36 protein-coding genes and 1 pseudogene are annotated in these 25,822 nt (G+C 65.7%); 8 read left to right on the forward strand and 29 right to left on the reverse strand.

Going from position 1 to position 25,822, the window contains the following annotated elements:
* Positions 1-7: 7 nt before the first annotated feature.
* From modA to rpsJ, 27 genes are all read right to left on the reverse strand, one after another.
* The gene (gene modA / locus MF407_RS11145; protein WP_239702320.1) at positions 8-736 is read right to left on the reverse strand and encodes a molybdate ABC transporter substrate-binding protein; all 729 of its coding nucleotides are present in this window, start codon (positions 734-736) and stop codon (positions 8-10) included.
* Positions 737-768: 32 nt separating this feature from the next.
* The gene (locus MF407_RS11150) at positions 769-1,176 is read right to left on the reverse strand and encodes a TOBE domain-containing protein (protein WP_239702321.1); all 408 of its coding nucleotides are present in this window, start codon (positions 1,174-1,176) and stop codon (positions 769-771) included.
* 272 nt (positions 1,177-1,448) lie between these two features.
* Positions 1,449-2,315 carry a type I methionyl aminopeptidase gene (map, locus tag MF407_RS11155; RefSeq protein ID WP_239702901.1) on the reverse strand — a complete coding sequence of 289 codons (867 nt, stop codon included), beginning with the start codon at positions 2,313-2,315 and terminating at the stop codon, positions 1,449-1,451.
* Between the two features lie 7 nt (positions 2,316-2,322).
* On the reverse strand, positions 2,323-2,895 hold the full coding sequence (locus tag MF407_RS11160) for an adenylate kinase (RefSeq protein ID WP_205744761.1): 573 nt from the start codon (positions 2,893-2,895) through the stop codon (positions 2,323-2,325).
* Between the two features lie 129 nt (positions 2,896-3,024).
* A complete protein-coding gene (locus MF407_RS11165) occupies positions 3,025-4,404 on the reverse strand; it encodes an NAD(P)/FAD-dependent oxidoreductase (protein ID WP_129626100.1) in 1,380 nt (459 codons plus the stop codon).
* A 107-nt stretch (positions 4,405-4,511) separates the two neighbouring features.
* Positions 4,512-5,819 carry a preprotein translocase subunit SecY gene (gene secY, locus MF407_RS11170; protein ID WP_129626098.1) on the reverse strand — a complete coding sequence of 436 codons (1,308 nt, stop codon included), beginning with the start codon at positions 5,817-5,819 and terminating at the stop codon, positions 4,512-4,514.
* A 201-nt stretch (positions 5,820-6,020) separates the two neighbouring features.
* Complete coding sequence (gene rplO, locus MF407_RS11175) at positions 6,021-6,485, reverse strand: 50S ribosomal protein L15 (RefSeq protein WP_129626096.1); 465 nt, start codon at positions 6,483-6,485, stop codon at positions 6,021-6,023.
* On the reverse strand, positions 6,485-6,667 hold the full coding sequence (rpmD, locus tag MF407_RS11180; protein WP_129626094.1) for a 50S ribosomal protein L30: 183 nt from the start codon (positions 6,665-6,667) through the stop codon (positions 6,485-6,487). The genes rplO and rpmD overlap by 1 nt, the downstream gene beginning before the upstream one ends.
* Positions 6,667-7,365 (reverse strand): 30S ribosomal protein S5, encoded by a 699-nt coding sequence (rpsE, locus tag MF407_RS11185; RefSeq protein WP_129626092.1) that lies wholly within the window; start codon positions 7,363-7,365, stop codon positions 6,667-6,669. Before rpsE ends, rpmD begins: the two co-directional genes overlap by 1 nt.
* 37 nt (positions 7,366-7,402) lie before the next feature.
* Positions 7,403-7,783: a 50S ribosomal protein L18 gene (gene rplR / locus MF407_RS11190; RefSeq protein ID WP_129626090.1), complete on the reverse strand. Its 381-nt coding sequence runs from the start codon at positions 7,781-7,783 to the stop codon at positions 7,403-7,405.
* A 3-nt stretch (positions 7,784-7,786) separates the two neighbouring features.
* Positions 7,787-8,326, reverse strand: a complete 540-nt coding sequence (gene rplF, locus MF407_RS11195; protein WP_129626089.1) for a 50S ribosomal protein L6 — start codon at positions 8,324-8,326, stop codon at positions 7,787-7,789.
* A 25-nt stretch (positions 8,327-8,351) separates the two neighbouring features.
* Positions 8,352-8,750, reverse strand: coding sequence for a 30S ribosomal protein S8 (rpsH, locus tag MF407_RS11200; protein ID WP_129626087.1), 399 nt, complete (start codon positions 8,748-8,750; stop codon positions 8,352-8,354).
* A gap of 118 nt (positions 8,751-8,868) precedes the next feature.
* The gene (locus MF407_RS11205) at positions 8,869-9,054 is read right to left on the reverse strand and encodes a type Z 30S ribosomal protein S14 (protein WP_115923839.1); all 186 of its coding nucleotides are present in this window, start codon (positions 9,052-9,054) and stop codon (positions 8,869-8,871) included.
* Between the two features lies 1 nt (position 9,055).
* Positions 9,056-9,628, reverse strand: a complete 573-nt coding sequence (gene rplE, locus MF407_RS11210) for a 50S ribosomal protein L5 (RefSeq protein WP_129626085.1) — start codon at positions 9,626-9,628, stop codon at positions 9,056-9,058.
* Positions 9,628-9,969 carry a 50S ribosomal protein L24 gene (rplX, locus tag MF407_RS11215; protein WP_211345133.1) on the reverse strand — a complete coding sequence of 114 codons (342 nt, stop codon included), beginning with the start codon at positions 9,967-9,969 and terminating at the stop codon, positions 9,628-9,630. Before rplX ends, rplE begins: the two co-directional genes overlap by 1 nt.
* 3 nt (positions 9,970-9,972) lie before the next feature.
* Positions 9,973-10,341 carry a 50S ribosomal protein L14 gene (gene rplN / locus MF407_RS11220; protein WP_129626083.1) on the reverse strand — a complete coding sequence of 123 codons (369 nt, stop codon included), beginning with the start codon at positions 10,339-10,341 and terminating at the stop codon, positions 9,973-9,975.
* A 251-nt stretch (positions 10,342-10,592) separates the two neighbouring features.
* Positions 10,593-10,898, reverse strand: a complete 306-nt coding sequence (gene rpsQ, locus MF407_RS11225) for a 30S ribosomal protein S17 (protein ID WP_129626081.1) — start codon at positions 10,896-10,898, stop codon at positions 10,593-10,595.
* 2 nt (positions 10,899-10,900) lie between these two features.
* On the reverse strand, positions 10,901-11,161 hold the full coding sequence (rpmC, locus tag MF407_RS11230) for a 50S ribosomal protein L29 (RefSeq protein ID WP_129626079.1): 261 nt from the start codon (positions 11,159-11,161) through the stop codon (positions 10,901-10,903).
* The gene (rplP, locus tag MF407_RS11235; protein WP_129626077.1) at positions 11,161-11,580 is read right to left on the reverse strand and encodes a 50S ribosomal protein L16; all 420 of its coding nucleotides are present in this window, start codon (positions 11,578-11,580) and stop codon (positions 11,161-11,163) included. The genes rpmC and rplP overlap by 1 nt, the downstream gene beginning before the upstream one ends.
* Positions 11,580-12,452: a 30S ribosomal protein S3 gene (gene rpsC, locus MF407_RS11240; RefSeq protein ID WP_239702322.1), complete on the reverse strand. Its 873-nt coding sequence runs from the start codon at positions 12,450-12,452 to the stop codon at positions 11,580-11,582. Before rpsC ends, rplP begins: the two co-directional genes overlap by 1 nt.
* A gap of 3 nt (positions 12,453-12,455) precedes the next feature.
* Positions 12,456-12,824 (reverse strand): 50S ribosomal protein L22, encoded by a 369-nt coding sequence (gene rplV, locus MF407_RS11245; protein ID WP_129626246.1) that lies wholly within the window; start codon positions 12,822-12,824, stop codon positions 12,456-12,458.
* A 62-nt stretch (positions 12,825-12,886) separates the two neighbouring features.
* Entirely contained in the window at positions 12,887-13,168 is a 282-nt protein-coding gene (gene rpsS, locus MF407_RS11250; RefSeq protein WP_129626073.1) for a 30S ribosomal protein S19, read from the reverse strand.
* A 3-nt stretch (positions 13,169-13,171) separates the two neighbouring features.
* A complete protein-coding gene (gene rplB, locus MF407_RS11255; protein ID WP_239702323.1) occupies positions 13,172-14,008 on the reverse strand; it encodes a 50S ribosomal protein L2 in 837 nt (278 codons plus the stop codon).
* Between the two features lie 25 nt (positions 14,009-14,033).
* The gene (gene rplW / locus MF407_RS11260; RefSeq protein WP_129626069.1) at positions 14,034-14,342 is read right to left on the reverse strand and encodes a 50S ribosomal protein L23; all 309 of its coding nucleotides are present in this window, start codon (positions 14,340-14,342) and stop codon (positions 14,034-14,036) included.
* Positions 14,339-15,340 carry a 50S ribosomal protein L4 gene (gene rplD / locus MF407_RS11265; RefSeq protein WP_129626067.1) on the reverse strand — a complete coding sequence of 334 codons (1,002 nt, stop codon included), beginning with the start codon at positions 15,338-15,340 and terminating at the stop codon, positions 14,339-14,341. The genes rplW and rplD overlap by 4 nt, the downstream gene beginning before the upstream one ends.
* A 5-nt stretch (positions 15,341-15,345) precedes the next feature.
* Entirely contained in the window at positions 15,346-16,014 is a 669-nt protein-coding gene (gene rplC / locus MF407_RS11270) for a 50S ribosomal protein L3 (protein ID WP_129626065.1), read from the reverse strand.
* Positions 16,015-16,029: 15 nt separating this feature from the next.
* Complete coding sequence (gene rpsJ / locus MF407_RS11275) at positions 16,030-16,338, reverse strand: 30S ribosomal protein S10 (RefSeq protein ID WP_006946210.1); 309 nt, start codon at positions 16,336-16,338, stop codon at positions 16,030-16,032.
* Positions 16,339-16,988: 650 nt separating this feature from the next.
* On the opposite strand from rpsJ, the gene MF407_RS11280 reads away from it, so the two are divergent.
* Both MF407_RS11280 and MF407_RS11285 read left to right on the forward strand, forming a co-directional pair.
* Complete coding sequence (locus tag MF407_RS11280) at positions 16,989-17,477, forward strand: hypothetical protein (RefSeq protein ID WP_170221731.1); 489 nt, start codon at positions 16,989-16,991, stop codon at positions 17,475-17,477.
* Positions 17,474-18,460 (forward strand): IS3 family transposase, encoded by a 987-nt coding sequence (locus MF407_RS11285; RefSeq protein WP_170221769.1) that lies wholly within the window; start codon positions 17,474-17,476, stop codon positions 18,458-18,460. Before MF407_RS11280 ends, MF407_RS11285 begins: the two co-directional genes overlap by 4 nt.
* Here MF407_RS11285 and MF407_RS11290 read toward each other — a convergent pair.
* Complete coding sequence (locus MF407_RS11290; protein ID WP_239702324.1) at positions 18,343-19,002, reverse strand: type IV toxin-antitoxin system AbiEi family antitoxin domain-containing protein; 660 nt, start codon at positions 19,000-19,002, stop codon at positions 18,343-18,345. The genes MF407_RS11285 and MF407_RS11290 overlap by 118 nt on opposite strands.
* A gap of 64 nt (positions 19,003-19,066) precedes the next feature.
* Here MF407_RS11290 and MF407_RS11295 point away from each other — a divergent pair, with 64 nt between their 5' ends.
* The 6 genes and pseudogenes from MF407_RS11295 (at position 19,067) to MF407_RS11320 (ending at position 23,371) form a co-directional block, all read left to right on the forward strand.
* The gene (locus MF407_RS11295; protein WP_239702325.1) at positions 19,067-19,822 is read left to right on the forward strand and encodes an NAD-dependent deacylase; all 756 of its coding nucleotides are present in this window, start codon (positions 19,067-19,069) and stop codon (positions 19,820-19,822) included.
* A gap of 77 nt (positions 19,823-19,899) precedes the next feature.
* Positions 19,900-20,829 carry an ABC transporter ATP-binding protein gene (locus MF407_RS11300; protein ID WP_239702326.1) on the forward strand — a complete coding sequence of 310 codons (930 nt, stop codon included), beginning with the start codon at positions 19,900-19,902 and terminating at the stop codon, positions 20,827-20,829.
* Positions 20,826-21,743, forward strand: coding sequence for an ABC transporter permease subunit (locus tag MF407_RS11305; protein WP_239702327.1), 918 nt, complete (start codon positions 20,826-20,828; stop codon positions 21,741-21,743). Before MF407_RS11300 ends, MF407_RS11305 begins: the two co-directional genes overlap by 4 nt.
* 65 nt (positions 21,744-21,808) lie before the next feature.
* Positions 21,809-21,925, forward strand: a pseudogene (locus MF407_RS15630) (ATP-binding cassette domain-containing protein); the annotation flags it as partial.
* A 97-nt stretch (positions 21,926-22,022) separates the two neighbouring features.
* A complete protein-coding gene (locus MF407_RS11315) occupies positions 22,023-22,655 on the forward strand; it encodes an ATP-binding cassette domain-containing protein (RefSeq protein WP_345770858.1) in 633 nt (210 codons plus the stop codon).
* Positions 22,652-23,371, forward strand: coding sequence for an ABC transporter permease subunit (locus MF407_RS11320; protein WP_129626052.1), 720 nt, complete (start codon positions 22,652-22,654; stop codon positions 23,369-23,371). The genes MF407_RS11315 and MF407_RS11320 overlap by 4 nt, the downstream gene beginning before the upstream one ends.
* 61 nt (positions 23,372-23,432) lie before the next feature.
* Here MF407_RS11320 and ppsA read toward each other — a convergent pair whose 3' ends face one another.
* Positions 23,433-25,808 carry a phosphoenolpyruvate synthase gene (gene ppsA / locus MF407_RS11325; RefSeq protein ID WP_239702328.1) on the reverse strand — a complete coding sequence of 792 codons (2,376 nt, stop codon included), beginning with the start codon at positions 25,806-25,808 and terminating at the stop codon, positions 23,433-23,435.
* Between the last annotated feature and the right edge of the window lie 14 nt (positions 25,809-25,822).

Raw genomic sequence — 25,822 nt, forward strand, 5'->3', positions numbered from 1 at the left:
TCGCGCCTCACTCGACCGGGAACGCTTGCTGGAAGCCGGCGTGCCCCAGGACACTCTGCCCCTTCGGCGCGGCAACCGCACCGATGAATGCCTTCGCCAGATCGGACTGCTCGCTCGCGCGGAGGACGGCGATCGGGTACTTGTTGCGCGCCGCCCTCGACTGCTCGAAGTCGATGCCCTCGACCTTGCCCGCCGCGCCCCTGACATCGGAGTGGTAGACGAGGCCGGCGTCCGCCTCGCCGGTGACGACCTTGTTCAGCACGTCGGTGACCGACGACTCCTCGCTCACCGGCTTCAGGGTGAGACTCGCGGCACGCAGCACCTTCTGGGTCGCTGAACCACACGGCACCTGCGGCGCGCAGACCACGACCTTGATGCCGCTCCCGGTGAGGTCGGCGAGCGAGTTGATGCCCTTGGGGTTCTTCGGCGGCACCGCGATCTGCAGGATGTTCGAGGCGAACACCGTGGAGCCGCCGGCCAGCAGTCCGTCGTCCGCGACCTTCTTCATGTTCGCTGGATCTGCCGATGCGAAGACGTCGGCCGGCGCGCCCTGTTTCAACTGAGTGGCGAGGTCGGAGGACCCGGCGAAGTTGAACTCCACCGTCACGCCGGGGTTCTTCTCCTCGAAGGTCGCGCCGATCTCGGTGAAGGCCTGTTTCAGCGAGGCCGCCGCGTAGACCCGCAGGACCTTCGCGTCCGGTTCGTCGCCGGAGCAGCCGGTGGTACCAGCGGCCACTGCCACGCACACAACGACCGCCGAGAGAATTTTCACGAGACGCCCCCGGCGGTCTCGACGATGACATTGGTCGACTTCACGACGGCGACCGCGACCGAACCGGGTTCGAGGCCGAGTTCGCGGGCGGCCTCGCTCGACATGAGCGACACGACGCGGAAGGGTCCGCACTGCAGTTCGACCTGCGCCATCACCTTGTCCATCACGACCTCGGTCACGATGCCGACGAACCTGTTGCGCGCCGAACGTCCGACGGACGACGGGTCGGCCATAGCGCCGGACGGGTGCTCCTTGGCGAACTGTGCGAGGCCCCGTCCGTCGATCACCTTGCGATTGCTGGCGTCCGTCGTTGCCGGGAGGCTGCCGTTGTCGACCAGCCGGCGGACTGTGTCATCACTGACCCCGAGGAACGCAGCGGCGTCCTTGATCCGTATCTGCGGCATTGTCGAATGCTACAGGTCTCATTTGCGGAGATCTGTGGATGAGTCGCTTCGAGCATGCCAGCGGTTTCGGCGCGTGCACCTTCGTCCCTCAGGCGCCCGGCTCAACCAGCGAAAAAGATCGGCTCACCCATCCCCGCTGGTTGAGCCGTACACCCCACCCGCTGGTTGAGCCATACGCCCGACGAAGGAGGGCGTATGCGCCGAAACCACGGTGAGATGCGCTGGTAGGCGACCACAGAAGCTTCCGAGAAATCAGCGGTCCCGGCGCGAGGTCAGTCGGCGAGCGGGCCGAAGGGCAGGCCGCGGGCTTCCAGTTCGACTCGTCCACCGTCCAGAGCAGTCAGCACCCACAGCCCGTCGTCGGTCAGCGCGACCGTGTGCTCCCAGTGCGCCGCACGCGATCCGTCGTCGGTGACGACCGTCCAGTCGTCGCCCAACTCGTGGGTCTCGTAGGTGCCGAGCGTGACCATCGGTTCGATCGCGACGGTGGCGCCGACCCGCACCTGCGGCCCCTTGGCCTTCACGCGCTCGTTGTAGACCGTCGGCTCCATGTGCATCTCACGGCCGATGCCGTGGCCGGTGTAACCGTCGACGATCTCGAACGCGACCTCGAGCCCGTCGGCGTTCATCGCCTGCTGCGAGGCTTCGATGGAGTCCTGGATGTCGCCGCCGAGTTCGTAGATGCCGCGGCCGGAACGGAAGCCGCCGATGCCCGCCCACATCGAGTCGTGCGTCGCCTTCGAGAGCGCGACGTCCTGCGGCCGGGCGTTCAGGTCACCGCCGACGATCAAGGAGATCGCCGAGTCGCCGTGCCAGCCGTCGACGATCGCGCCGCAATCGATGGAGACCAGGTCGCCGTTGTTCAACAGTCGCTCACCCGGGATGCCGTGCACGACTTCCTCGTTCACCGAGATGCACAGCGAACCCGGGAAGCCCTGGTATCCCAGGAAGGACGGCGTCGCACCCTGCGCACGGATGAACGCTTCGGCAAGCGCGTCGAGGTAGCCGGTGCTGATGCCGTCGACCGCAGCGGCCCGCACCTCCTGCAGGCACTGCCCCACCACGAGGCCGGCCTTGCGCATGAGCCGCAGCTGCTCCGGCGTCTTGACCGGCAGTTTCTCCTTGCCGAGTCCGAACATCACGTGCTTACTGCGCCACCTTCGCCAACGCGCCTTCGATGCGCTCGGTGACCTCGTCCATCTCTCCCTCGCCGTCGACGGCGACCAGCAGGTCGCGCTCGCGGTAAAGGGTGGTCAGCGGCTGCGTCTCCCGGACGTAGATCGCCTGACGGTCGCGGATGACGTCCTCGGTGTCGTCGGTGCGGCCGGAGGTCTGGGCACGCTTGAGCAGACGGGCGATGAGTTCCTCGTCGTCGACCTCGAGTTCGAGGACGGCGTCGATCTTCTTGCCCTCCGCGGCGAGCATCTCGTCCAGCGCCTGGACCTGGGCCGGGGTGCGCGGGTAACCGTCGAGCAGAAAGCCGTTCTGCGCGTCGTCCTGCTTCAGGCGGTCGGCCACGATGGCGTTGGTGAGGTCGTCGGATACGTAACCACCGGCGTCCAGGATCGACTTCACCTGCTTGCCGAGTTCGGTCTCGTTCTTGATGTTGGCGCGGAAGATGTCACCGGTCGAAATGTGCGGGATCTCGTGGCGCTGCGTGATGCGCTCGGCCTGCGTGCCTTTGCCGGCGCCGGGCGGGCCGATGATGATCAGTCGCATCTAGCGAACCTCCGAGTTCAGGGTCGAGTTACCTCGACCATGGGAAACACATGGAAACACTGGGCGCAGCCTACCGAGCGGCACGGCCCCGCTGCCTCGCAGGTCAGGTGGCGGACATTACGGCACAGCTCAGGAGTGCGACCCTGTTTCGCCGCGATCGGCCAGTGCAGCGGGCGTACCGTCGCCTTCGATGGCCACCGGCGAGGCGTCACGCTCTGCCATGAGTTGCTGCATCTGCTCCGGACGCAGCGTCTGCGCGGTCGGGGTGTCGCCGACGATCGCATTGTGGCTGCGGTGCCAGAACAGGTAGCGCGAGCCGAGGTTGACCATCGCGGCAGCGCGGTTGCGGACCCCGAGCAGCGTGAACACGTGCACTCCGGTCCACACCACCCACGCCGGAAAGCCTTGCATCCGAGGCAGATTCGTCGCTTCGGCCACTGCGGAACTGCGTCCGATGGTGGCCAGGATGCCCTTGTCCTTGTACTCGAACGGGGCGGTCTGCTCACCGTTCATCTCGTTGCGGATCAGTTTGGCGACGTACGCGCCGCCCTGGAGCGCGGGCTGCGCGAGCTGCGGCAACGCGCGGTCGCCGTCCTCGACCGAGATGTCTCCGACCGCGAACACGTTCTTCAGTCCCTTGACCCGCAGGTGGTCGTCGACCTCGATGCGTCCGCCCCGCCCCTGCGGCACGCCCCAGTTCGCCACCTCGTCCGGCGCCTTGATCCCGCTGGCCCAGATGACCACACCGGCCGGGATGAACTCGCCGTCGTTCACGACGACGCCGTCGCTGCGCACCTGCTTCACGGTGGTGTTGAAGCGCAGGTCGACGTCACGCTTCTCCAGCGAACGGCGCGCGTAGTCGCGGCTCTTCTCGCCGAACGCAGCCAGTAGGTGCGGCGCCATCTCGATCAGCGTCACGTGCGTGCGGGTGCGATCGAGCTCGGGGTAGGTCACCGGCATGTCGTTGTTACGCAGTTCGGCCAACGCGCCGGCGGTCTCCACACCGGTCGCTCCCCCACCGACCACCACGACCCGGACGTCCTCGCCCTTGCGGTGCGCGGCGGCGTACTCCAGCCCGGTGAACAGACGATCACGCACCTCGAGCGCCTGCGCGCGGGTGTAGAGCGGCAGTGCGTGCTCGTCGGCGCCGGGGATGCCGAAGAAGTTCGCGGTCACGCCGGTGGCGATCACCAGGTGGTCGAAGTCGACGGACTCCCCGCCCTCGAGCTTGACCTGTCGAGCGTCGTGGTCGATCGTCTCGACGTCGCCGTTGATGAACCGGACCCGCGGGTTGTGCTCGCGCACCGCACGCAGGAACCACGTGACATCGCCGGGGTTCAGGGTGGCGGTGGCCACCTGGTACAGCAACGGCTGAAAAGTGTTGTACGTGTGACGGTCGATGAGGATGACATCGACATCGACCTTGCGCAGTGCCCGGACGGTCGACAGACCTCCGAACCCACCACCGAGGACGACGACGCGCGGCTTACGACCAGTGTGCTCACCCATGCCCTCAGCCTAGGCGGATCCGATCGGCTACCCAGCGGTCCAGGGCTGTGATCTACGCACCACACCGCGCTGTCGCGATCCGCAACGGCCGACCCGCGCGAGACGACCTATCGCAGGAAACCTTCGTAGTGATGCTGCTGCAGCTTGGAGTCGATCTGCTTGACCGTCTCCAGACCGACACCCACAAGGATGATGATCGAGGCGCCACCGAACGGGAAGTTCTGGTTGGCGTTGACCAGCGCCAGCGCAACCAGCGGGATCAGCGCGAGGACGGCGATGTAGAGCGCACCGACCGCGGTGATGCGGTTCAGCACGTAGCCGATGTACTTCGCGGTCGCCGAACCGGCACGGATGCCCGGGATGAAGGAGCCACCCTGCTTGAGGTTGTTGGCGACGTCGTCGGGCTGATAGGTGATCGAGACGTAGAAGAACGTGAAGAAGATGTTCAACAGCGTGTAGATCGCCATGTACAACCAGTGGTCACCGCGGGCCAGGTGTTCGTTGACCCACAGCCCCCAGCCCTTGGTCTGGTCGGCGAAGGTCGCAAGCATGACCGGCAACGACAGCAACGAGCTGGCGAAGATGATCGGGATCACGTTGGCCATGTTGACCTTGAGCGGGATGTAGGTGGACGTGCCACCGTACGAACGGCGTCCGATCATCCGCTTGGCGTACTGCACCGGGATACGGCGCTGACAGTTCTCCACGAACACGACGGCCACGGTGATCGCCATACCCAGCAGGCAGACGAGGATGAACTTGCCCCAGCCCTGGTCCTTGATCGCCCAGACGGAGCCGGGGACGGCGGCAGCGACAGCCACCAGGATCAGCAGCGACATACCGTTTCCGACACCGCGCTCGGTGACCTGCTCACCCAGCCACATGACCAGACCGGTACCGGCGGTCAGCACGAGCACCATGATGATCAGCGTCGGCAGGCTCTTGTCGGTGGTGATGGTGGAACAGGTGTCGGCCGTTCCGCCGATGAGTCGGTAGGGGGCGTTCGCCGCGCCGGTGACCAGCGTCGAGGACTGCAGCAGGGCCAGGCCGATGGTCAGATAACGCGTGTACTGCGTCATCTTGGTCTGACCGGACTGGCCTTCCTTCTTCAGTTCCTCGAACCGCGGGATGACCACCGTCAACAGCTGCACGATGATGCTCGCGGTGATGTACGGCATGATGCCGAGCGCGAACACCGAGAACTGCAACAGGGCGCCACCACTGAACAGGTTGGCCAGGCCCAGCAGGCTCTGCTGACCGCTCGCCGCGGACTGACAGGCCTGCAGCAACTGGTAGGAGATGCCCGGCGTCGGCACGTGCGAGCCGAGTCGGAACAACGCCATGATCGCCAGCGTGAACAGGATCTTCTTGCGCAGGTCGGGCGTTGTGAACGCCCGTCCGAAGGCAGAAAGCAAAGGATCCTCCTGAGCAAGCGCCGCCGCGGCGGCAACCGGCCGATCCCGGCCGAAGTCGAATGTGCCGCGCCGGTGTGCGCAGCCTGGGAAAACTAGCGGAACTCTACCTGTAACGAATATCCGCAGACGACTGTGCCCCAGGACGATCGGGCCGTTGCGGGCCCGTCGCCTGGGGCGACAGTCATCGGGTCTGCCGACCGATCACGCTGCGGTGATCGAACCGCCGGCGGCCTCGATCTTGTCCTTGGCCGAAGCCGAGAACTTGGTCACGGTCAGGTCGACCTTGACGGAGATCTCGCCGGTGCCGAGCACCTTGACCGGCTGGCCCTTGCGGACCGCGCCCTTGGCCACGAGATCGTCGATCGTCACGGTGCCGCCCTCGGGGAACAGCGCCGAGATCTTGTCGAGGTTGACGACCTGATAGGTCACCTTGAACGGGTTCTTGAAGCCCCGCATCTTCGGCAGACGCATGTGCAGCGGCGTCTGGCCACCCTCGAAACGCTCCGGCACCTGGTACCGAGCGCCGGTGCCCTTGGTACCGCGTCCGGCGGTCTTACCCTTGGAGCCCTCACCACGACCGACACGGGTCTTGGCGGTCTTGGCACCGGGGGCAGGACGCAGGTGGTGCACCTTCAGTGCGTGCGTCTTCTGCTCGTTGTCAGCCATCAGTCAATCTCCTCAACGGTCACCAGGTGGCGCACCGCGCGGACCATGCCACGGATCTCCGGGCGGTCCTCCTGCTCGACGGTGTGGCCGATGCGCTTGAGGCCCAACGTCCGCAGGGTCTCACGCGCCTTCGGCTTGTTACCGATATCCGAACGGATCTGGGTCACCTTCAGCGTTGCCATCACGCACCTGCCTTCTCAGCGGACTTCTCCGCAGCAGCAGCGGCCATGGCGCGCTGCAGCGCGACCGGGGCGACGTGGTCCAGCGGCATACCGCGGCGAGCCGCGACAGCCTCGGGACGCTCGAGGCCCTTGAGGGCCGCGACGGTGGCGCCGACGATGTTGATCGCGTTGTCCGAGCCGAGCGACTTGGACAGCACGTCGTGAACACCGGCACACTCCAGGACGGCGCGCACCGGACCACCGGCGATGACACCGGTACCGGGAGCAGCCGGACGCAGCAGGACGACGCCTGCAGCAGCCTCACCCTGGACCGGGTGCGGCACGGTGCCACCGATCATCGGGACGCGGAAGAAGTTCTTCTTCGCCTCCTCGACAGCCTTGGCGATGGCGGCCGGAACTTCCTTGGCCTTGCCGTAGCCGACACCCACGGTGCCCTGGCCGTCGCCCACCACGACGAGCGCGGTGAAGCTGAACCGGCGACCACCCTGCACGACCTTGGCCACGCGGTTGATCGCGACGACGCGCTCCAGGTACTGGTTGCGGTCGTCGTTCTGGTTGCCACGACGGTTGTCGCGACCGCCGTCACGTCCGCCACGGCCACCACGGCCGCCGCGGTCGTTGGCGTTGTTGTTGTTGTCGCTGTTCTCGGGGCCGCCCTGGGCGGAGCCAGCGGCACCTCGACGCTGGGGTCCAGCCATCAGTGGTTCCTCTTCTCAGCAGTGTTGGTCATGTGCATCACAGCGTCAGACCACCCTCGCGGGCGCCGTCGGCGATGGCGGCGACACGACCGGCGTACCGGTTACCGCCGCGGTCGAAGACGACAGCCTCGATGCCGGCGTCCTTGGCGCGAGCAGCCAGCAGTTCGCCGACCTTCTTCGCCTTGGCGGTCTTGTCACCGTCGAACGAGCGCAGGTCGGCCTCCATGGTCGACGCCGACACGAGGGTCTTGCTCTCGGTGTCGTCGACGATCTGCACGAAGACGTGACGCGAACTGCGGTTCACGACCATGCGGGGACGAGCGGTCGTACCCGAGACGCGCTTGCGCAGACGGAAGTGACGACGGTTACGAGCAGCAGCCTTGCTGCTCGAACGCTTGACGATACGTGCGTTTGCCATGGCTTACTTACCGGCCTTTCCGACCTTGCGGCGGATGTGCTCACCCTCGTAGCGCACGCCCTTGGCCTTGTACGGGTCGGGCTTGCGCAGCTTGCGGATGTTCGCAGCAACCTCGCCGACCAGCTGCTTGTCGATGCCAGTGACCGAGAAACGGGTCGGGTTCTCGACGGCGAACGTGATGCCCTCGGGAGCCTTGACCGTGATCGGGTGGCTGTAGCCCAGAGCGAACTCCAGGTCGGAGCCCTTCGCGGTCACGCGGTAACCGGTGCCGTGGATCTCGAGCTTCTTGGTGTAACCCTCGGTGACGCCGACAACCATGTTGTTGATCAGGCTGCGGGTCAGGCCGTGGCGCGAACGCGATTCACGCTCGTCGTTCGGGCGCGACACCTCGACGGTGCCGTCCTCGCCCTTGGCGACGGTGATCGGCGACGGAACGGTCAGGGCGAGCGAGCCCTTGGGGCCCTTCACCGCGACGTCCTGACCGTCGATGGTCACGTCAACACCGCTCGGCACGGGAACCGGAAGACGTCCAATACGAGACATGTCTTATTCCTCCTTCGTTCCCGGATTACCAGACGTAAGCGAGGACTTCCCCGCCTACACCCTTGGAAGCGGCCTGCCTGTCGGTCAACAGGCCGGACGACGTCGAAATGATCGCGACACCCAGTCCACCGAGAACCTTCGGCAGGTTGGTGGACTTTGCGTACACGCGCAGACCGGGCTTGCTCACGCGGCGGACGCCGGCGATCGAGCGCTCCCGGTTGGGGCCGTACTTGAGGTCGATGATCAAGGTCTTGCCCACGGTCGCTTCTTCGACCCGGAAGTCCGCAATGTATCCCTCGGACTTGAGGATCTCGGCGATGTGAGACTTGAGCTTCGAAAACGGCATCGACGTCGAGTCGTGGTGCGCCGAGTTGGCGTTCCGGACTCGGGTCAGCATGTCCGCAATCGGATCTGTCATGGTCATTGGGCTGTCCCGCCCTCCCTCACCGCGGTTTCAGCTCGCGATTGTTCGCGGCCGACCTTCGGTGTAGATCTGAAACTGATGAATGAGTGTGCTGTCGTTCCGTCGCCGTAGCGACGGATCACCAGCTGGACTTTGTGACGCCGGGCAGTTCGCCGCGGTGAGCCATCTCGCGCAGGCAGATACGGCACAGGCCGAACTTGCGGTACACCGAGTGCGGGCGACCGCACCGGTTGCAGCGCGTGTACGCGCGAACCGCGAACTTCGGCTTGGCGTTCGCCTTGTTGATCAGGGCCTTCTTCGCCATGTCACTTCTCCTTGAAAGGGAAGCCGAGCTGACGCAGCAGCGCGCGACCCTCGTCGTCGTTGGCAGCGGTGGTGACGACGGTGATGTCCATGCCACGCACGCGGTCGATCTTGTCCTGGTCGATCTCGTGGAACATCGACTGCTCGTTCAGACCGAAGGTGTAGTTGCCGTTGCCGTCGAACTGCTTCGGCGACAGACCGCGGAAGTCGCGGATACGCGGGAGAGCAACCGAGACCAGGCGGTCCAGGAACTCCCACATGCGGTCGCCGCGCAGCGTGGTGTGCGCACCGATCGGCATACCCTCACGCAGCTTGAACTGCGCGATCGACTTGCGGGCCTTGGTCACGGCCGGCTGCTGACCGGTGATGGCGGCCAGGTCCCTGATGGCGCCCTCGATCAGCTTGCTGTCACGGGCGGCGTCACCGACACCCATGTTCACGACGACCTTGACCACGCCGGGCACCTGCATGACGTTCGCGAAGTTGAACTCGCTCTGCAGGGCCTGCTTGATCTCGTCGTTGTAGCGCTGCTTGAGGCGCGGCATCGATTCGGTGGTGGTTGCGGTTTCAGTCATCACAGGTCCTTACCCGAGCGAACGGACACGCGGGTCCGGACGGTCTTGTTGCGACCGTCGCGATCGACGGTCTCGACACGGGTCTTGATGCGGGTCGGCTTGCCGGTCTCGGGGTCGACGATCATCACGTTCGACACGTGGATCGGCGCCTCGACGACCTGGATGCCACCGCTGGCCTGGCCCGGCTGGCCGGCGCGCAGGTGCTTGGTGACGCGGTTGACGCCTTCGACGACCACACGCTCGGTCTCGGAGTTCACCGAGATGACCTTGCCCTGCTTGCCCTTGTCGGGCCCGCTGATGACCTGAACCAGGTCGTTCTTCTTGATCTTCATCTTCGCCATGAGTCAGAGCACCTCCGGTGCGAGCGAGATGATCTTCATGAACTTCTTGTCGCGCAACTCGCGGCCCACCGGGCCGAAGATGCGGGTGCCACGGGGGTCACCGTCGTTCTTGAGGATCACCGCGGCGTTCTCGTCGAAGCGGATGTAGCTGCCGTCCGGACGACGGCGCTCCTTGCGGGTGCGGACGATGACGGCCTTGACCACATCGCCCTTCTTGACGTTGCCACCCGGGATGGCGTCCTTGACGGTCGCCACGATGGTGTCACCGACGCTGGCGTAGCGACGACCAGAGCCACCGAGCACACGGATGCAAAGGATTTCCTTGGCACCGGTGTTGTCGGCGACCTTCAGTCGCGACTCCTGCTGGATCACAGTTCTTCTCCTGTCGTCTCACCGGTTCTCGAGACCCGATCGGGTCCGAGCCTTGCGGAACGGATACATGTACATCTCAGGTTCGGCGCTCTCATGTCGACGCTCCGTGGGATCCACGGAGCGGAAGCATGTGCGTGAACGCTGAGGGTTTGGGCGCCGTACGGCGACAGTCCAGTCTACGGTCTGTCGCCGTACGGCTCCAAATCACGTCGTCGCAGCCAGGTGCTGAACACCCACCACGACGACGAAGATCACTTCGCCTTTTCGAGGATCTCGACCACGCGCCAGCGCTTCTGCGCCGACAGCGGACGAGTTTCCATGATCAGGACGCGGTCACCGACGCCACACGAGTTGGCCTCGTCGTGCGCCTTCAGGCGGTGCGTCTTGCGCATGACCTTGCCGTAGAGCGCGTGCTTGACGCGGTCCTCGACCTCGACAACGACGGTCTTGTCCATCTTGTCGCTCACCACGAAACCCTGACGGGTCTTGCGGTAGTTACGGTCTCCACCGTGTCCGAGGTTGTCGGTCACCGTTTCCTGCTCCGTCTTCTCAGCCATGTTCAGCTCACCTTCTCGTCGGAGTCGGACTCGGTCTTCGCGTCCCGGCCGATGCCGAGCTCGCGCTCGCGCATCTCGGTGTACAGCCGCGCGATGTCCTTGCGGACGGCGCGCAGTCGCGAGTTGTTCTCCAGCTGGCCGGTGGCCGACTGGAAACGCAGGTTGAACAGTTCCTGCTTGGCTTCCTTGAGCTGGGAAACGAGTTCCTCGTCACCGAGCTCGCGCAGCTTCGCCGGCGCGAGGTCCTTGGAACCAAGAGCCATCAGAAGTCACCACCTTCACGTGCGACGAAGCGGCACTTCATCGGCAGCTTGTGCATCGCCAGGCGCAGGGCCTCGCGAGCAACTTCTTCGGACACACCGGACAGTTCGAACATGACGCGGCCCGGCTTGACGTTGGCGACCCACCACTCCGGCGAACCCTTACCGGAACCCATGCGGGTCTCGGCCGGCTTCTTGGTCAGCGGGCGGTCCGGGTAGATGTTGATCCAGACCTTTCCGCCACGCTTGATGTAGCGGGTCATCGCGATACGAGCGGACTCGATCTGACGGTTGGTGACGTAGGCCGGCTCGAGAGCCTGGATGCCGTAGTCGCCGAACGCCACGGTGGTGCCGCCCTTGGCTGCACCGGTCCGCTTGGGGTGGTGCTGCTTACGGTGCTTCACACGACGCGGAATCAGCATCAGGCGTCGCCTCCCTCAGGGGTACTCGTGCTCGGGGTCTCGATGGTCGCGGCAGCCTCGGCGGTTGCCTCCATCGCAGCCTCGGTGGACTCGGCAGGAGCCTGGTCGCGACGACCACGGTCGCCTCCGCGCTCGCCACCACGTCCACCGCGGTCACCGCTACGTGCCGGACGGTCGTCCCGGCGACGCTGCGGACGCGACGGAGCAGCAGCCTGCTCGCGAGCCAGTTCCTTGGCGGTGAGGTCACCGTTGTAGATCCAGACCTTCACACCGATGCGGCCGAACGTCGTACGGGCCTCGTAGAAGCCGTAGTCGATGTTGGCGCGCAGGGTGTGCAGCGGAACACGGCCCTCGCGGTAGAACTCGGTGCGGCTCATCTCGGCGCCGTTCAGACGACCGGAGACCATCACCTTGATGCCCTTGACGCCGGCCCGCTGAGCGGACTGGATGCTCTTGCGCGTGGCGCGACGGAAGTTCACACGAGCAGCGAGCTGCTCGGCGACACCCTGGGCGACCAACTGAGCGTTGGCCTCGGGGTTCTTGACCTCGAGGATGTTCAGCTGAACCTGCTTGCCGGTGAGCTTCTCCAGCGACGTGCGCAAGCGGTCGGCTTCGGCGCCGCGGCGTCCGATGACGATGCCCGGACGAGCGGTGTGGATGTCGACGCGGACGCGGTCGCGAGTGCGCTCGATCTCCACGTGGGAGATGCCGGCGCGTTCCATGCCCTTGGACATGAGCTTGCGGATCGCGACGTCTTCCTTCACGTAGTCGCTGTAGCGCTGACCCTCTTTGGTGCTGTCAGCGAACCAACGGCTGTTGTGCTCGGTCGTGATGCCGAGGCGGAAACCGTTCGGGTGGATTTTCTGACCCATGTCTCAGCGGCCTCCGTCCTTCTTCTCGGGCTGTGCGACGAACACGGTGATGTGGCTCGTGCGCTTGTTGATGCGGCTCGCGCGGCCCTGGGCACGGGGGCGGAACCGCTTCATGGTCGGGCCCTCGTCCACGAACGCCGAGGTCACCACGAGGGTGCGCTCGTCGAACGCAACAGAGTGCTTGTCGGCCTGCACGCGTGCGTTGGCGATGGCGCTGTTGAGCACCTTCAGCACCGGCTCGCTCGCGCTCTGCGGCGCGAAGGTGAGCACGGCGATCGCTTCCTGGGCGTTCTTGCCCCGGATGAGGTCCACGACGCGGCGGGCCTTCATCGGCGTCACACGGACGAACCGCGCCTGCGCCTTGGCTTCCATCGCCTGTCCTTTGCTTTCGGTAGTTGCAGTCATGCTGGTAGTCACCAGGTCTCGCCCCCGCGTCAGCGGCGGCGGCCCTTCTTGTCGTCCTTCTCGTGACCCTTGAAGGTACGAGTGGGGGCGAACTCGCCCAGCTTGTGGCCGACCATCGACTCGGTCACGAAGACCGGGACGTGCTTGCGGCCGTCGTGCACGGCCAGCGTGTGGCCGAGCATCTCCGGGGTGATCATCGAGCGACGCGACCAGGTCTTGATGACGTTCTTGGTGCCGGCTTCGTTCTGGACCTCGACCTTCTTGGCGAGGTGGTCGTCGACGAAGGGACCCTTCTTCAGGCTACGAGGCATCTCTTAGCGCTTCTTTCCAGTACGACGGCGACGGACGATCATCTTGTCGCTGCTCTTGTTGGGCCGACGGGTGCGGCCTTCCTTCTGTCCCCACGGCGACACAGGGTTACGACCACCGGAGGTCTTGCCCTCACCACCACCGTGCGGGTGGTCGACCGGGTTCATGGCGACACCACGGACGGTCGGGCGCTTGCCCTTCCAGCGCATACGGCCGGCCTTACCCCAGTTGATGTTGCTCTGCTCGGCGTTGCCCACCTCGCCGACGGTGGCGCGGCAGCGCACGTCGACGTTGCGGATCTCACCGGACGGCATACGCAGCTGGGCGTAGGGGCCGTCCTTGGCGACGAGCTGCACACGCGAACCGGCCGAGCGGGCGATCTTCGCACCGCCACCGGGCCGAAGCTCGATGCAGTGGACGACCGTACCGGTCGGGATGTTGCGCAGCGGCAGGTTGTTGCCGGGTTTGATGTCGGCGCCGACACCGTTCTCGATCGTGTCGCCCTGGCTGAGCTTGTTCGGGGCGATGATGTAACGCTTCTCGCCGTCCGCGTAGTGCAGCAGCGCGATGCGCGCGGTGCGGTTCGGGTCGTACTCGATGTGAGCGACCTTCGCCGGCACGCCGTCCTTGTCGGAACGACGGAAGTCGATCACCCGGTAAGCGCGCTTGTGGCCACCGCCGATGTGGCGAGTGGTGATGCGGCCCGAGGCGTTACGACCACCGGTCTTCGGCAGCGGACGCACCAGGGACTTCTCGGGGGTCGAGCGGGTGACTTCGACGAAGTCGGCCACGCTCGAACCACGCCGTCCCGGCGTCGTCGGCTTGTATTTACGGATACCCATTGTTAGTCCTTGTCCTCGCCGTCGTTCAGCTCGCGGAGCCGAAGATGTCGATGGAGCCTTCCTTCAGGGAGACGATCGCGCGCTTGGTGTCCTTGCGCTTGCCCATCCCGAAACGGGTACGGCGCGTCTTGCCCTTACGGTTCAGCGTGTGGACCGAGTCGACCTTGACGTCGAAGATCTGCTCGACGGCAATCTTGATCTCGGTCTTGTTGGCGCGGGGGTCCACGACGAACGTGTACTTACCCTCGTCCAGCAGGCTGTACGACTTCTCGGTCAGCACCGGCGCGACGAGGATGTCGCGCGGGTCCTTGCCGACGTTGAACTGCGTGCTCACTTGTCGTCCTCCTTGACCTGCTGAGCCTTGGCTCCACCGGCCGGCTCGAAGCCTGCGGCAGCCGCGGCCTCGGCGGTCGTGAACCACACCTCGGCGGCGGTCGCGTCATACCAACGCGAACCGGCGACGTGGTACTTCATCGAGTCCTTGTTGCCCTTGACGGTGAACTTCACCGGGTCGGGCGATGCGCCACCGGCCAGTGGTGCGGCCGAGTCGGAGCCGAAGCCACCCTCGGTCACCTCGCCGCCGGCCTCGGCCGAAGCCTCGGTCGTGGCGGTCTCGTCAGTGTTGTCGGCGGTGTCGGCGGCGTCGGTGTCGACCAGCGCGGCGGGAGCGGACGCCTTGGCGGCACCCTTGTCCAGCTTCGCGGCCTGCGTCGGCCCGGCCAGGAAGCTCTCCAGAGCGGCCTGGGTGAACACGACATCGTCGGCGCACAGGACGTCGTAGGTGTTCAGCTGGTCGGCCCACAGCACGTGGACGTCGGCCAGGTTGCGCACCGAGAGCGTCGAGACCTCCTCGTTGCGTGCAAGCACGACGAGCAGGTTCTTGCGGTCCGACAAACCACCGAGCAGGTTCGCGGCCGACTTGGTCGACGGCTTGTCACCCTCGACGATCGCGGTCAGCACGTGGATGCGGCCGTGACGCGCCCGGTCCGAGAGGGCTCCGCGCAGGGCGGCGGCCTTCATCTTCTTCGGGGTGCGCTGGCTGTAGTCACGCGGCTGCGGGCCGTGGACGATGCCACCACCGGCGAACTGCGGCGCACGGGTCGAACCCTGGCGGGCGCGGCCGGTGCCCTTCTGGCGGTACGGCTTGCGTCCACCGCCGCGCACCTCGGCGCGCGTCTTGGTGGAGTGAGTGCCCTGACGGGCAGCGGCCAGCTGAGCCACAACAACCTGGTGGATCAGCGGGACGTTCGTGGTCACGTCGAAGATCTCGGCCGGCAGCTCGACGGAGCCCGACTTCGAACCCGACGGGTTCAGGATGTCAACGGAAGTCATCGAAATCAGGCGTCCTTCTGAATCGACTTAGCAGCCGTGCGCACCAGGACGACGCCGCCGCGGGGACCGGGAACGGCACCCTTGACGAGCAGCAGGCCCTTGTCGGCGTCCACGGCGTGGATCGTGAGGTTCTGGGTGGTCTGTCGCACGCCGCCCATACGGCCGGCCATACGCATGCCCTTGAAGACACGGCCCGGGGTGGCGCAGCCACCGATCGAGCCGGGCTTGCGGTGGTTCTTGTGCGCACCGTGCGAGGAGCTCACGCCGTGGAAGCCGTGACGCTTCATGACACCGGCGAAACCCTTGCCCTTGGTGCGACCGACGACGTCGATCTCCTGGCCGGTCTCGAAGGTGTCGACCGTGATCTCCTGGCCGAGCGTGTACTCGGCAGCGTCAGCGGTGCGGATCTCGACGACGTGGCGACGCGGCGTCACGCCGGCCTTCTCGAAGTGACCGGTCAACGGCTTGGTGACCTTGCGCGGGTCGATCGCACCGAAGGCGATCTGGACCGCGTGGTAGCCGTCGGTCTCTTCGCCGCGCACCTGCGTGACGACGCAGGGGCCGGCCTGGATCACGGTGACGGGAACGAGAAGGTTGTTCTCGTCCCACACCTGGGTCATGCCGAGCTTCTCGCCGAGAACGCCCTTGACGGAGCGCTCAGTGGTGTGAGTCATGAGTCACTCCCCCTTTCAGAGCTTGATCTCGATGTTGACGTCAGCCGGGAGGTCGAGACGCATGAGCGAGTCGACTGCCTTGGGCGTCGGGTCAACAATGTCGATGAGCCGCTTGTGCGTACGCATCTCGAAGTGCTCGCGGCTGTCCTTGTACTTGTGCGGCGAACGGATGACGCAGAAGACGTTCTTCTCCGTCGGGAGCGGCACAGGGCCGACCACCGTTGCGCCGGCACGAGTAACCGTGTCGACAATCTTGCGCGCCGAGCTGTCGATGACTTCGTGGTCATACGACTTCAGCCGGATGCGGATCTTCTGTCCCGCCATCTTGTCGCGTCTCTCTCTCGCCGTACTTCTATTACATCTGTCAATTGGCCGGCCTTTTCGGGCTCCGGCCCCGACCCCCGCGGTCGGGTGTGTCGCACCTGCTTCGCAGCACAGCGCACACGTTTTCACCGAGTGGCGGGGTGGGCCGGTCCGTAGGGACCGGGGCTTGTGCCGTTGTCACTGGGCCGAACTTCGCCTCAGCGCCAACGAAGATTCCGCACTTCGCCCGGGTTGAACCGGTCGAACAGATGCGACATCACGCAGCAAGCAACTTGTCCAGTGTGCCATGCAGTGGCGTACGCGCCAAATCGAGGCGTTGTGGTGCTGGGCACCTTCGTTGCTCGGGGCGTTGCCGTCGGTTTCCGGGAAGTTTCGTGTCCCCGTCCGGCTCTCGGGTGCTCGCCTTCGCAGGCGGGCTCCGTATCGCCTCCGGCGTCGGGCTTCTCGTGGCGTCCGGTTCACAAGCAGGCCTTGAAGGAGACGGGTTTGGGGCTTCCGCTGCTTTCTCGCGTTCGCGGCCGGCAACGATGCACGCCGTAGGTGCAGATGCGCAGGTTACGTACAGGTGCTCACGTTACGTCCGGATGCGCACGTTATACCCAGTGCGTCAGGCTGTTGTGAGACAGCTGGGTGGGGAAAGGATTTCCCTGATGGTTTCTGATGAGGTGCCGTTTCGTCCGTCGCGTCATGCGGCTTTCACTGATGAGCAGCGGTGGGCTCTACTGCTGGAGCATGACCAGTGCCTCGAGCGTGGTGCGAAGGCCGCGTTCCTGCGTAGGGTCGGTGTCACGCCGTTCTCGATCAAGAAGTGGTCGATGTGGCGGGACGCTGGCCGGTTGGTCGACCCGGCCACCAAAGAGCCAACGACGGTAGCGAGGCACGTGTTGAAATATGACGAACGCGTTGAGCTGGAACGGTTGCGGCGTGAGAACCAGCGGTTGCAACAAGAACTGGAGCAATCGCAGTCCGCGGTGGAACTGCTGGGAAAAGCTGCCGCGCTCTTGGAGGGATTGGCCAAGAGCGCGGGCCCCAACCAGGAGGAACCACCACCCCGCCCGGGGATGCCGGACTGGTTGAGAGACCCCGATACTTCGAGGTTGCCGCCGATACCGTCACGGCCCTCGGCCATGCCGGAGTGAGCATCGTCCAGGGTTGTGCCTGGCTGGGGATCGCTCGGTCGTCCTACTACCGATATCTCAATCCGCCCCCACGGATCGGGGTGGTGGTGCCCCACACGGAACGGGCGTACCCCAACCGTGTCACCGCTGCCGAGGCGAAGGCCGTGGTGCAGGCCCTCAACACGGTCGAGTTGGCAGGGTTATCGATCCGGCAGGCACACTTCGAACTACTGGATCAGGGCGTGTACCTGTGTTCGTTGCCCTCGATGCACCGCATCATGCGTCGCGAAGGGCAGTCCAGTGATCGCCGCCGGCACACCGCGCACCGCGGGTACGGTGCACGGTCCACTCCCCGGTTGCACGCCACCGCCCCGGGACAAGTGTGGTGCTGGGACATCACCAACCTGCCCGGTCCAGGACGGATGAGTTTCAAGCTGTACTCGATGATCGATCTGTACTCGAGGTACGTGGTCGGGTACCGCGTCGAGCACGTCGAGGACCACCGGTTCACCCAGGAACTGTTCAACAACGCGTTCACCGCCCAGCAGGGCACACCGCAGGTCATCCATGCCGACAACGGTGGCGTGATGCGAGCCGGGACCGTGCGAGAACTGCTGGCCACGATGCACGTCCACGCCTCGTACTCACGCCCTCGGGTGTCGAACGACAACGCGTTCGCCGAGGCGTTGTTCAAAACGGTGAAGTACGACCTGGACTACCCCGAAGAGTTCGACTCCTTAGAACACGCGCGGCAGTGGAGTGCCGAGTTCTTCGACCGGTATAACACCCGCCACCACCACGCCGGCCTCGCCGGACACACCCCGGCCCGAGTCCACCACGGCACCTGGAGCAGTACCCACGACCAGTGGGCAACCACCAAAGCCGCCTACGCCGCCAAGCACACCGCCCGGCACCACAAACCGCCGATCACGCACATGCCCCCAGACACCGTCTGGATCAACAAACCCAACACACCCAACCCACAGCTGTCCCAAACAGCTTGATTCATTCCGTATAACGTGCGCATCCGGACGTAACCCGGGCCTTTGTACGTAACCTGCGCCACCGCCTCACGGACGAGGGTCGCAACGCGCCCAGGGATCTTCAGATCGGACCACACAACGCGGACGACGATCCAGCCGAGCGAGCGCAGGTGATCTTCGCGCTTCTTCTCCTGGAACACCGAGTCGCCGTTCTCGTACTTCACCTTGCCGTCGAACTCGATGAGCACGTTGTGACCGGTCACGCGGAAGTCGGCGCGATACCCACGTCCGGCGGGCGTCCACTGTCCCGAGTCAGGCACGTCGAACTGCGGCTCATAGGCGACGCCGGCGAGTCGCAGTTGCAGAGCGGTCAAAATCCCACCGGGAGATTCGTGGCGGCGGTCGATCTGCTCGACCACCTGAGCGTCCTCGTCGTCCGCAGCGGCGCGGGTGGCAAACCACCCTCGCCGCAGACGTGTCCATTCACCGGTCGCGACGAGTCGGCGCACGTCCCGGGCGCCGAGTCCACGCGACTGCACCTCTTCCCACGACACGACGTCCATCGGCACATGGTGCGCCCGATCCGCGGATCCTGCTGAGGGCCCTGTGGACAACTACCGTGAACGCATGACGAACGTGCCGGATGAAGTACTCGAGGTGACCCGGGACGCGCGGCGGGTGGTGGTGCTCACCGGTGCGGGGATCTCGGCCGAGAGCGGGCTTGCGACGTTTCGCGACCCCGAGGACGGGCTGTGGAACCACTACGACCCGATGCAGTTGGCGAGCATCGAGGCCTGGGACGAGGACCCGGAGATGGTGTGGGCCTGGTACCTGTGGCGGTTCGAGCGGCACCATCAGGTGGAGCCGAACGCAGGACACCGGGCGCTGGCCGACTGGGAGAAAGGGGCCGACGTCCTGGTGGTGACACAGAACGTGGACGACCTGCACGAACGCGGCGGCAGCCGCGACGTCGTCCACCTGCACGGCAACCTGTCGGCGTTCCGGTGCAGCGACTGCGAGCGTCCGTACACCGATCGCGTGGACGTGCCGCACGAGCCGGTCGAACGGCTCACTCCCCCCAGTTGTCCGGCGTGCGGCGGGCTGGTGCGTCCGGGCGTCGTGTGGTTCGGCGAGATGCTCCCGCCGGACGCGTTCGACCGGGCGGTCGAGGAAGTACAAAGTGCCGATCTGGTGCTCACCGTCGGCACCTCCGGCATCGTCGCGCCGGCGTCGCTGCTCCCGAGGTTCGCCGCGGCTCGGGGCGTGCCGGTGATCGAGATCAACCCGAATCCGACCGAGCACAGCGACGAGGTGACCCACGTCTGGCGGGCACCGGCGGCGAGCGCCCTGCCCGCGCTGGTGGAAGCGATCCGGGCGACCTGAGCGCGCCGTCCGGACACTGTCGATGAGCGGGCATACGCTGCGGACGAATCGTTCCGGCTGATGAGGGGGTGCCGACGGTGCAACCCGCGCAGGGGTTCGTCATCGAGACGGACCGACTGACCAAGCAGTACCCCGGCGTGCGCGCCCTCGACGACCTGAGTCTGCGGATCCCCGCCGGCGTGACCGGCGTCGTCGGCGTGAACGGTGCCGGTAAATCGACCCTCATCAAGGTGCTGCTCGGGCTGCTTCCGGCGACCAGCGGATCCGCACACGTCCTCGGACTCGACCCCGCCACGCAGGGTGCGCAGATCCGGTCGCGCGTCGGTTACATGCCCGAACACGACTGTCTGCCAGGCGATGTCAGCGCGGCCGACTTCGTGATGCACATGGCGTTGATGTCCGGGCTGCCCCGTACGGCCGCCCGCGAGCGCACGTCCGAGGTGTTGCGCCACGTGGGGCTGGACGAGGAACGCCACCGCGCGATGGGCGGCTACTCCACCGGCATGAAGCAGCGGGCCAAGCTCGCGCAGGCGATCGTGCACGACCCGAGCCTGGTCTTCCTCGACGAGCCGACCAACGGACTCGACCCGCGCGCCCGCGACGACATGCTCGACCTCATCGCACGGGTGGGCAGCGACTTCGGCATCTCGGTCGCGGTGACCAGTCACCTGCTCGGTGAGCTCGAGCGCACCGCCGACCACATCGTGGTGATCGACGCCGGCTGCCTGCTGCGCGCGTCCGCCACGTCCGAGCTCACGCACACGACCGGCACGGTGTTGGTCGAGGTGCTGGGTCCGGCGGGCAGTGACCGCCGGTTCGGGCAGGCGCTCGTCGACCACGGCCTGCAGGCCTGGCCGGCCGGCGAACAGGTGCAGGTGCGCATCGATCGTCCGGAGGCACTGGACGTCGTCCGCGATGTCGCCGTCGATCTCGGGCTCGGACTCGTGCGGGTGCAGGAGATCCACCACACCCTCGAAGAGGTCTTCCAACAAGGGGCTGACGCATGAGCACGCCGAGTCGCCAGGGCGTCATTCACGACCTGGGATATCGCGGATTCCAGGGACGCCGCCTGGGCACGGGTGCGATCCTGCGCGAACTGTTCACGGTCTCGCTCGGGCATGCGTTCGGCGTCGGTCGCTCCGGCAAGTCCAAGGTGATGCCATGGCTGATCGCCGGCCTCATGCTCATCCCGGCGGTCGTGCTGGCGGGCATCATCGTCCAGCTCGGACGGATGTCGCTGACCGACCAGGCCGAGCTGTTCGCGCCCCTGTCCAACTACTTCGGCTTCCCGTACTGGACGCAGCTGTTGATCACGGTGTTCGTGGCGACGCAGGCGCCGGTACTGTTCGCGCGCGACCTGCGGTATCGGACGATCGTGCTGTACTTCGCGCGTCCGGTGTCGCGGACGATGTTCGTGCTGACGCGATTGGCCGCACTGGCCACCGCGATCTTCCTGGTCGTGGCCGTGCCGATGACCATCTGGTACGGCGTCGCGATGACCTCCGAACTCGACCGTGGGGTGCACACCCGCAACTACCTCTCCGCATTGTTCGGGGCGCTCTTGCTCGCGCTGATCCTGGCCGCGATCGCCGGGTTGGTGTGCACGCTGACGACGCGCTCCGGGCTCGCCGTCGCCGCGGTGATCATCGTGCTGATGGTGACCTCGGGCATCGTCACCAGCGCGCTGAGCATCACCTACCAGAGCGACCATCCCGCACGCGGGCAGATCCCGGCGTCATTCAATCCCTTCACCGCGGTCGCCGAACTCGTCGCCGGGCTCTTCGATCAACCGACGCCCAACCCGACCATCCCGAAACCGACCGGAGTGGGAGTGCCTGCGGCCGCTGCGGTCTGTGTGGTGTGGGTGGTCGCACCGACCTTGCTGTTGATCCAGCGGATGCGAAAGGCGGCATCGCTGTGAGCGACCTTGTGCTGCAATCGGTTTCGCGGTGGTACGGCAACGTCGTCGCGGTCAACGACGTCTCCATGGACATCCGTCCCGGCATCACCGGACTGCTCGGCCCGAACGGTGCCGGCAAGTCGACGTTGCTGTCGATGATGGCCGGACTCCTTGCTCCGTCGGCCGGCAGCGTGACACTCGACGGCCGTCCGGTGCGCGGCGACGTCGGCATGTATCGCCACATCGGACTCGTGCCGGTGCAGGAACCGATGTACGACTTCCTCACCGGCGAGCAGTTCAGTGCGGCTGAACGCCGACCTGCACCGACTCCCCCAAGCAGAGGCCGCGACCAAGCACGCGGTGGGGTTGGTCGCTCTGGCCGACGCGGCCGATCGCAAGATCTCGACCTACAGCAAGGGCATGCGCCAACGCATCAAGGTGGCCGCGGCGCTGGTCCACGATCCCGCGGTGCTGCTGCTCGACGAACCGTTCAACGGCATGGATCCGATCCAGCGGCGCTCGATGATGAGTCTGCTGAATTCGTATGCGGCACAAGGGCGCACGATCGTCTTCTCCTCGCACATCCTGGAGGAGGTCGAGCAATTGGCGCGCCAGGTGGAGGTAGTGGTCTCCGGACGGCACGCGGCGTCCGGAGACTTCGCGGCCATTCGACGGTTGATGACCGATCGTCCGAACCAGTACCGAATCCGTAGCAGCGACAACCGATTACTTGCGACCTTGCTGATGCGCGAAGACACCGTGCGCGGCGTCCGGGTCAATGGCGAGAAGTACCTCGAGGTCGAAGCCGACGACTTCGGACGCTTCGCGACGGTGGTCGCGAAGCTCGCCCGTGATGCCGAGGTCCGACTCTTCGAACTGATCCCGACCGACGAATCGCTGGAAAGCGTCTTCAGTTACCTGGTGGGCCGATGAACATTCCGATCCTGCGCCTGGCCGTCCGCTCGTTGTTCGGGCGGGCCCGCGCCATCCTGCTGTTCCTCATCCCGGCGTTGTTGTTGCTGCTTGCCACGCTGATCCGGGTCGCCGACGGTGACACCCTGTCTCCCGGCGATGCTCCCCTGGTGCTCGTGCGGACGTTCGGCATCGGCATCGTCGTGCCCGTCGTCGCGCTCATGGCGACCACGACGTTGATCAACTCCGAGTTCGATGACGGTTCGATCATCTACCTGCTGACCAAACCGGTGTCGCGGCTGTCGATCATCGCGACGAAGGCGTTCGTGGTGTTGCTGTGCACACTGGTGTTCGCGGCGGTACCGATGATGATCGCCGCGCTGATCATGGTCGGCGTGCAGGACGACCTCTGGCTCGGCGCGCTGCTCGGCGGCGTGACCGCGTCCGTCGCGTATGCCGGGATCTTCACCACGCTCGCGACCTTGCTGAACCGCAGCGTCGTCGGATGCCTGGTGTACTGGCTGGTCTGGGAAGCGAGCCTGACCTCGCTGATCTCGCCGGCGGCCTGGCTCTCGGCTCGCGCCTGGGGCACCAGCGTCCTGCACTCCGTCGCCGAGGTGGGCCAGAAGGTGCACCCGCCGGTGTGGTTCGGGCTGATCGCCGCCGTGTTGTGCTTGATCGGCGGTGTGCTCATCGCCGGCCGCAAGCTGTCACACACCACGATCTCCGACGTCTGAGGTGCTCAATACGCCGGACTTGACCACGAGCACCCGACCACGCCGGCTCCGGCGTCGGTTATCAGGCCTTGACGTGCTTGGCCAGACGCAACCAGGTCTCGACGACGGTGTCGGGGTTCAACGACATCGACTCGATGCCCTGGTCGAGCAGCCACTCGGCGAGGTCGGGGTGGTCGGACGGACCCTGGCCGCAGATGCCGACGTACTTGCCCTGCTCACGGCAGGCCTTGATCGCCATCGACAGCATCGCCTTGACCGCGTCGTCGCGCTCGTCGAACGAACCCGCCACCAGCGAGGAGTCACGGTCGAGGCCGAGAGTCAGCTGGGTCATGTCGTTCGAGCCGATCGAGAACCCGTCGAAGTGCTCCAGGAACTGGTCTGCGATGACCGCGTTCGAGGGCACCTCGCACATCATCACGACCTGCAGGTCGTTCTCGCCGCGCCTCAGACCATGCTGGCCCAGCAGCTCGATGACGCCCTTCGCCTCGGCGATGGTGCGCACGAACGGAATCATGATCTTCACGTTCGTCAGGCCCATGTCTTCGCGGACGAACCGCAGCGCCTCGCACTCCATCGCGAAGCAGTCGGCAAAATCCTTCGACAGGTACCGCGACGCACCGCGGTAACCGATCATCGGGTTCTCCTCGTGCGGCTCGTACGCCTCACCACCGAGCAGGTTGGCGTACTCGTTCGACTTGAAGTCGGACATCCGGACGATGACCGGCTCAGGCGCGAACGCCGCCGCCAGCATCGACACACCCTCGGCAACACGCTTGACGAAAAACTCGCGCGGGCTGTCGTACGCCGCGATCTGCTCCTCGATGGCCGCCTTCAGCTCAGGGTCCTGTTGGTCGAGTTCGAGCAGCGCCTTGGGGTGGATGCCGATCTGGCGGTTGATGATGAACTCCAACCGCGCCAGGCCGATGCCCTTGTTCGGCAGGCGGGAGAATTCGAACGCCTGGTCGGGCGTGCCGACGTTCATCATGACCTTAACCGGCAGCTCCGGCATCTCGTCCAGAGCAGTCGTGGTGACCTCGAAGTCGACCATGCCCTCGTAGACGAAACCGGTGTCACCCTCGGCGCACGACACCGTGACCTCGGCGCCGTCCGGAAGGTTGCGGGTCGCGTCGCCGGTGCCGACGACCGCCGGGATGCCGAGCTCACGCGCGATGATCGCGGCGTGACAGGTGCGTCCACCACGGTTGGTGACGATCGCGCTCGCCTTCTTCATGATCGGCTCCCAGTCGGGGTCGGTCATGTCGGCGACCAGCACCTCGCCGGCCTGGAACTGCGCCATGTCGTCGATCGACTTCAGGCTGCGGACGGCGCCGGCACCGATCTTCTGACCGATCGCGCGGCCCTCGATCAGCACGTCGCCGCGCGACTTCATTGTGAATCGTTCCAGTTGCGAACCGGATTCGCGCGACTTCACCGTCTCGGGACGGGCCTGGACGACGTAGATCAGGCCGTCGAGTCCGTCCTTGACCCACTCGATGTCCATCGGGCGGCCGTAGTGCTCCTCGATCTTCACCGCGTGACGGGCGAGCTCCTCGACGTCCGCGTCGGTGATGCTGAAGCGAGCCTGGTCGGCCGGGTCGACATCGACGGTCTCGATCGTTCGGCCGACCGACTTGTCTTCGGTGTAGACCATCTTGATCGCCTTGCCGCCGACGCCGCGCTTGAGGATCGCGGGCTTGCCGGCCGCAAGCGCCGGCTTGTAGACGTAGAACTCGTCGGGGTTCACGGCGCCCTGGACGACGGCCTCGCCCAGACCGTAGGACGACGTGATGAACACGGTGTCCTTGAAGCCGGACTCGGTGTCGATCGTGAACATGACACCGGACGAACCGATGTCGGAGCGCACCATCTTCTGGATGCCGGCCGACAGCGCGACGACCGAGTGCTCGAAGTTGTTGTGGACGCGGTAGGCGATCGCGCGGTCGTTGTAGAGCGAGGCGAAGACCAGCTTGATCGCGTGCAGGATGTTGTCGATGCCGTGGATGTTGAGGAAGGTTTCCTGCTGCCCGGCGAAGGACGCGTCCGGAAGGTCCTCGGCCGTCGCGCTCGAACGCACCGCCCAGCTGACCTCGTCCCCGTGCTCGCCGGCGAGCTTCTCGTAGGCCTCACGGATCTCGGCCTCGAGGTCGGTCGGGAACGGCTGCTGCTCGACCGCGGTGCGGATCTCGTTGCCGACGCGGGCGAGTTCACGAACGTCGTCGACGTCGAGCGTCTTCAGCATCCCGTCGATGCGCTCGGCCAGACCCGACTCGATCAGGAAGCGGCGGTAGGCGTCCGCCGTCGTGGCGAAACCGCTCGGGACGCGCACGCCCGCCTTGGACAGGTGCTGCACCATCTCACCGAGGGAGGCGTTCTTGCCGCCGACCAACTCGACATCGTGCATGCCGAGGTTCTCGTACCACTCGATGTTGCTGCTCATTGCAGGTCCTTCCG

The organism is Yimella sp. NH-Cas1, from assembly GCF_022359705.1.
Taxonomy (GTDB): Bacteria; Actinomycetota; Actinomycetes; order Actinomycetales; family Dermatophilaceae; genus Yimella; species Yimella lutea.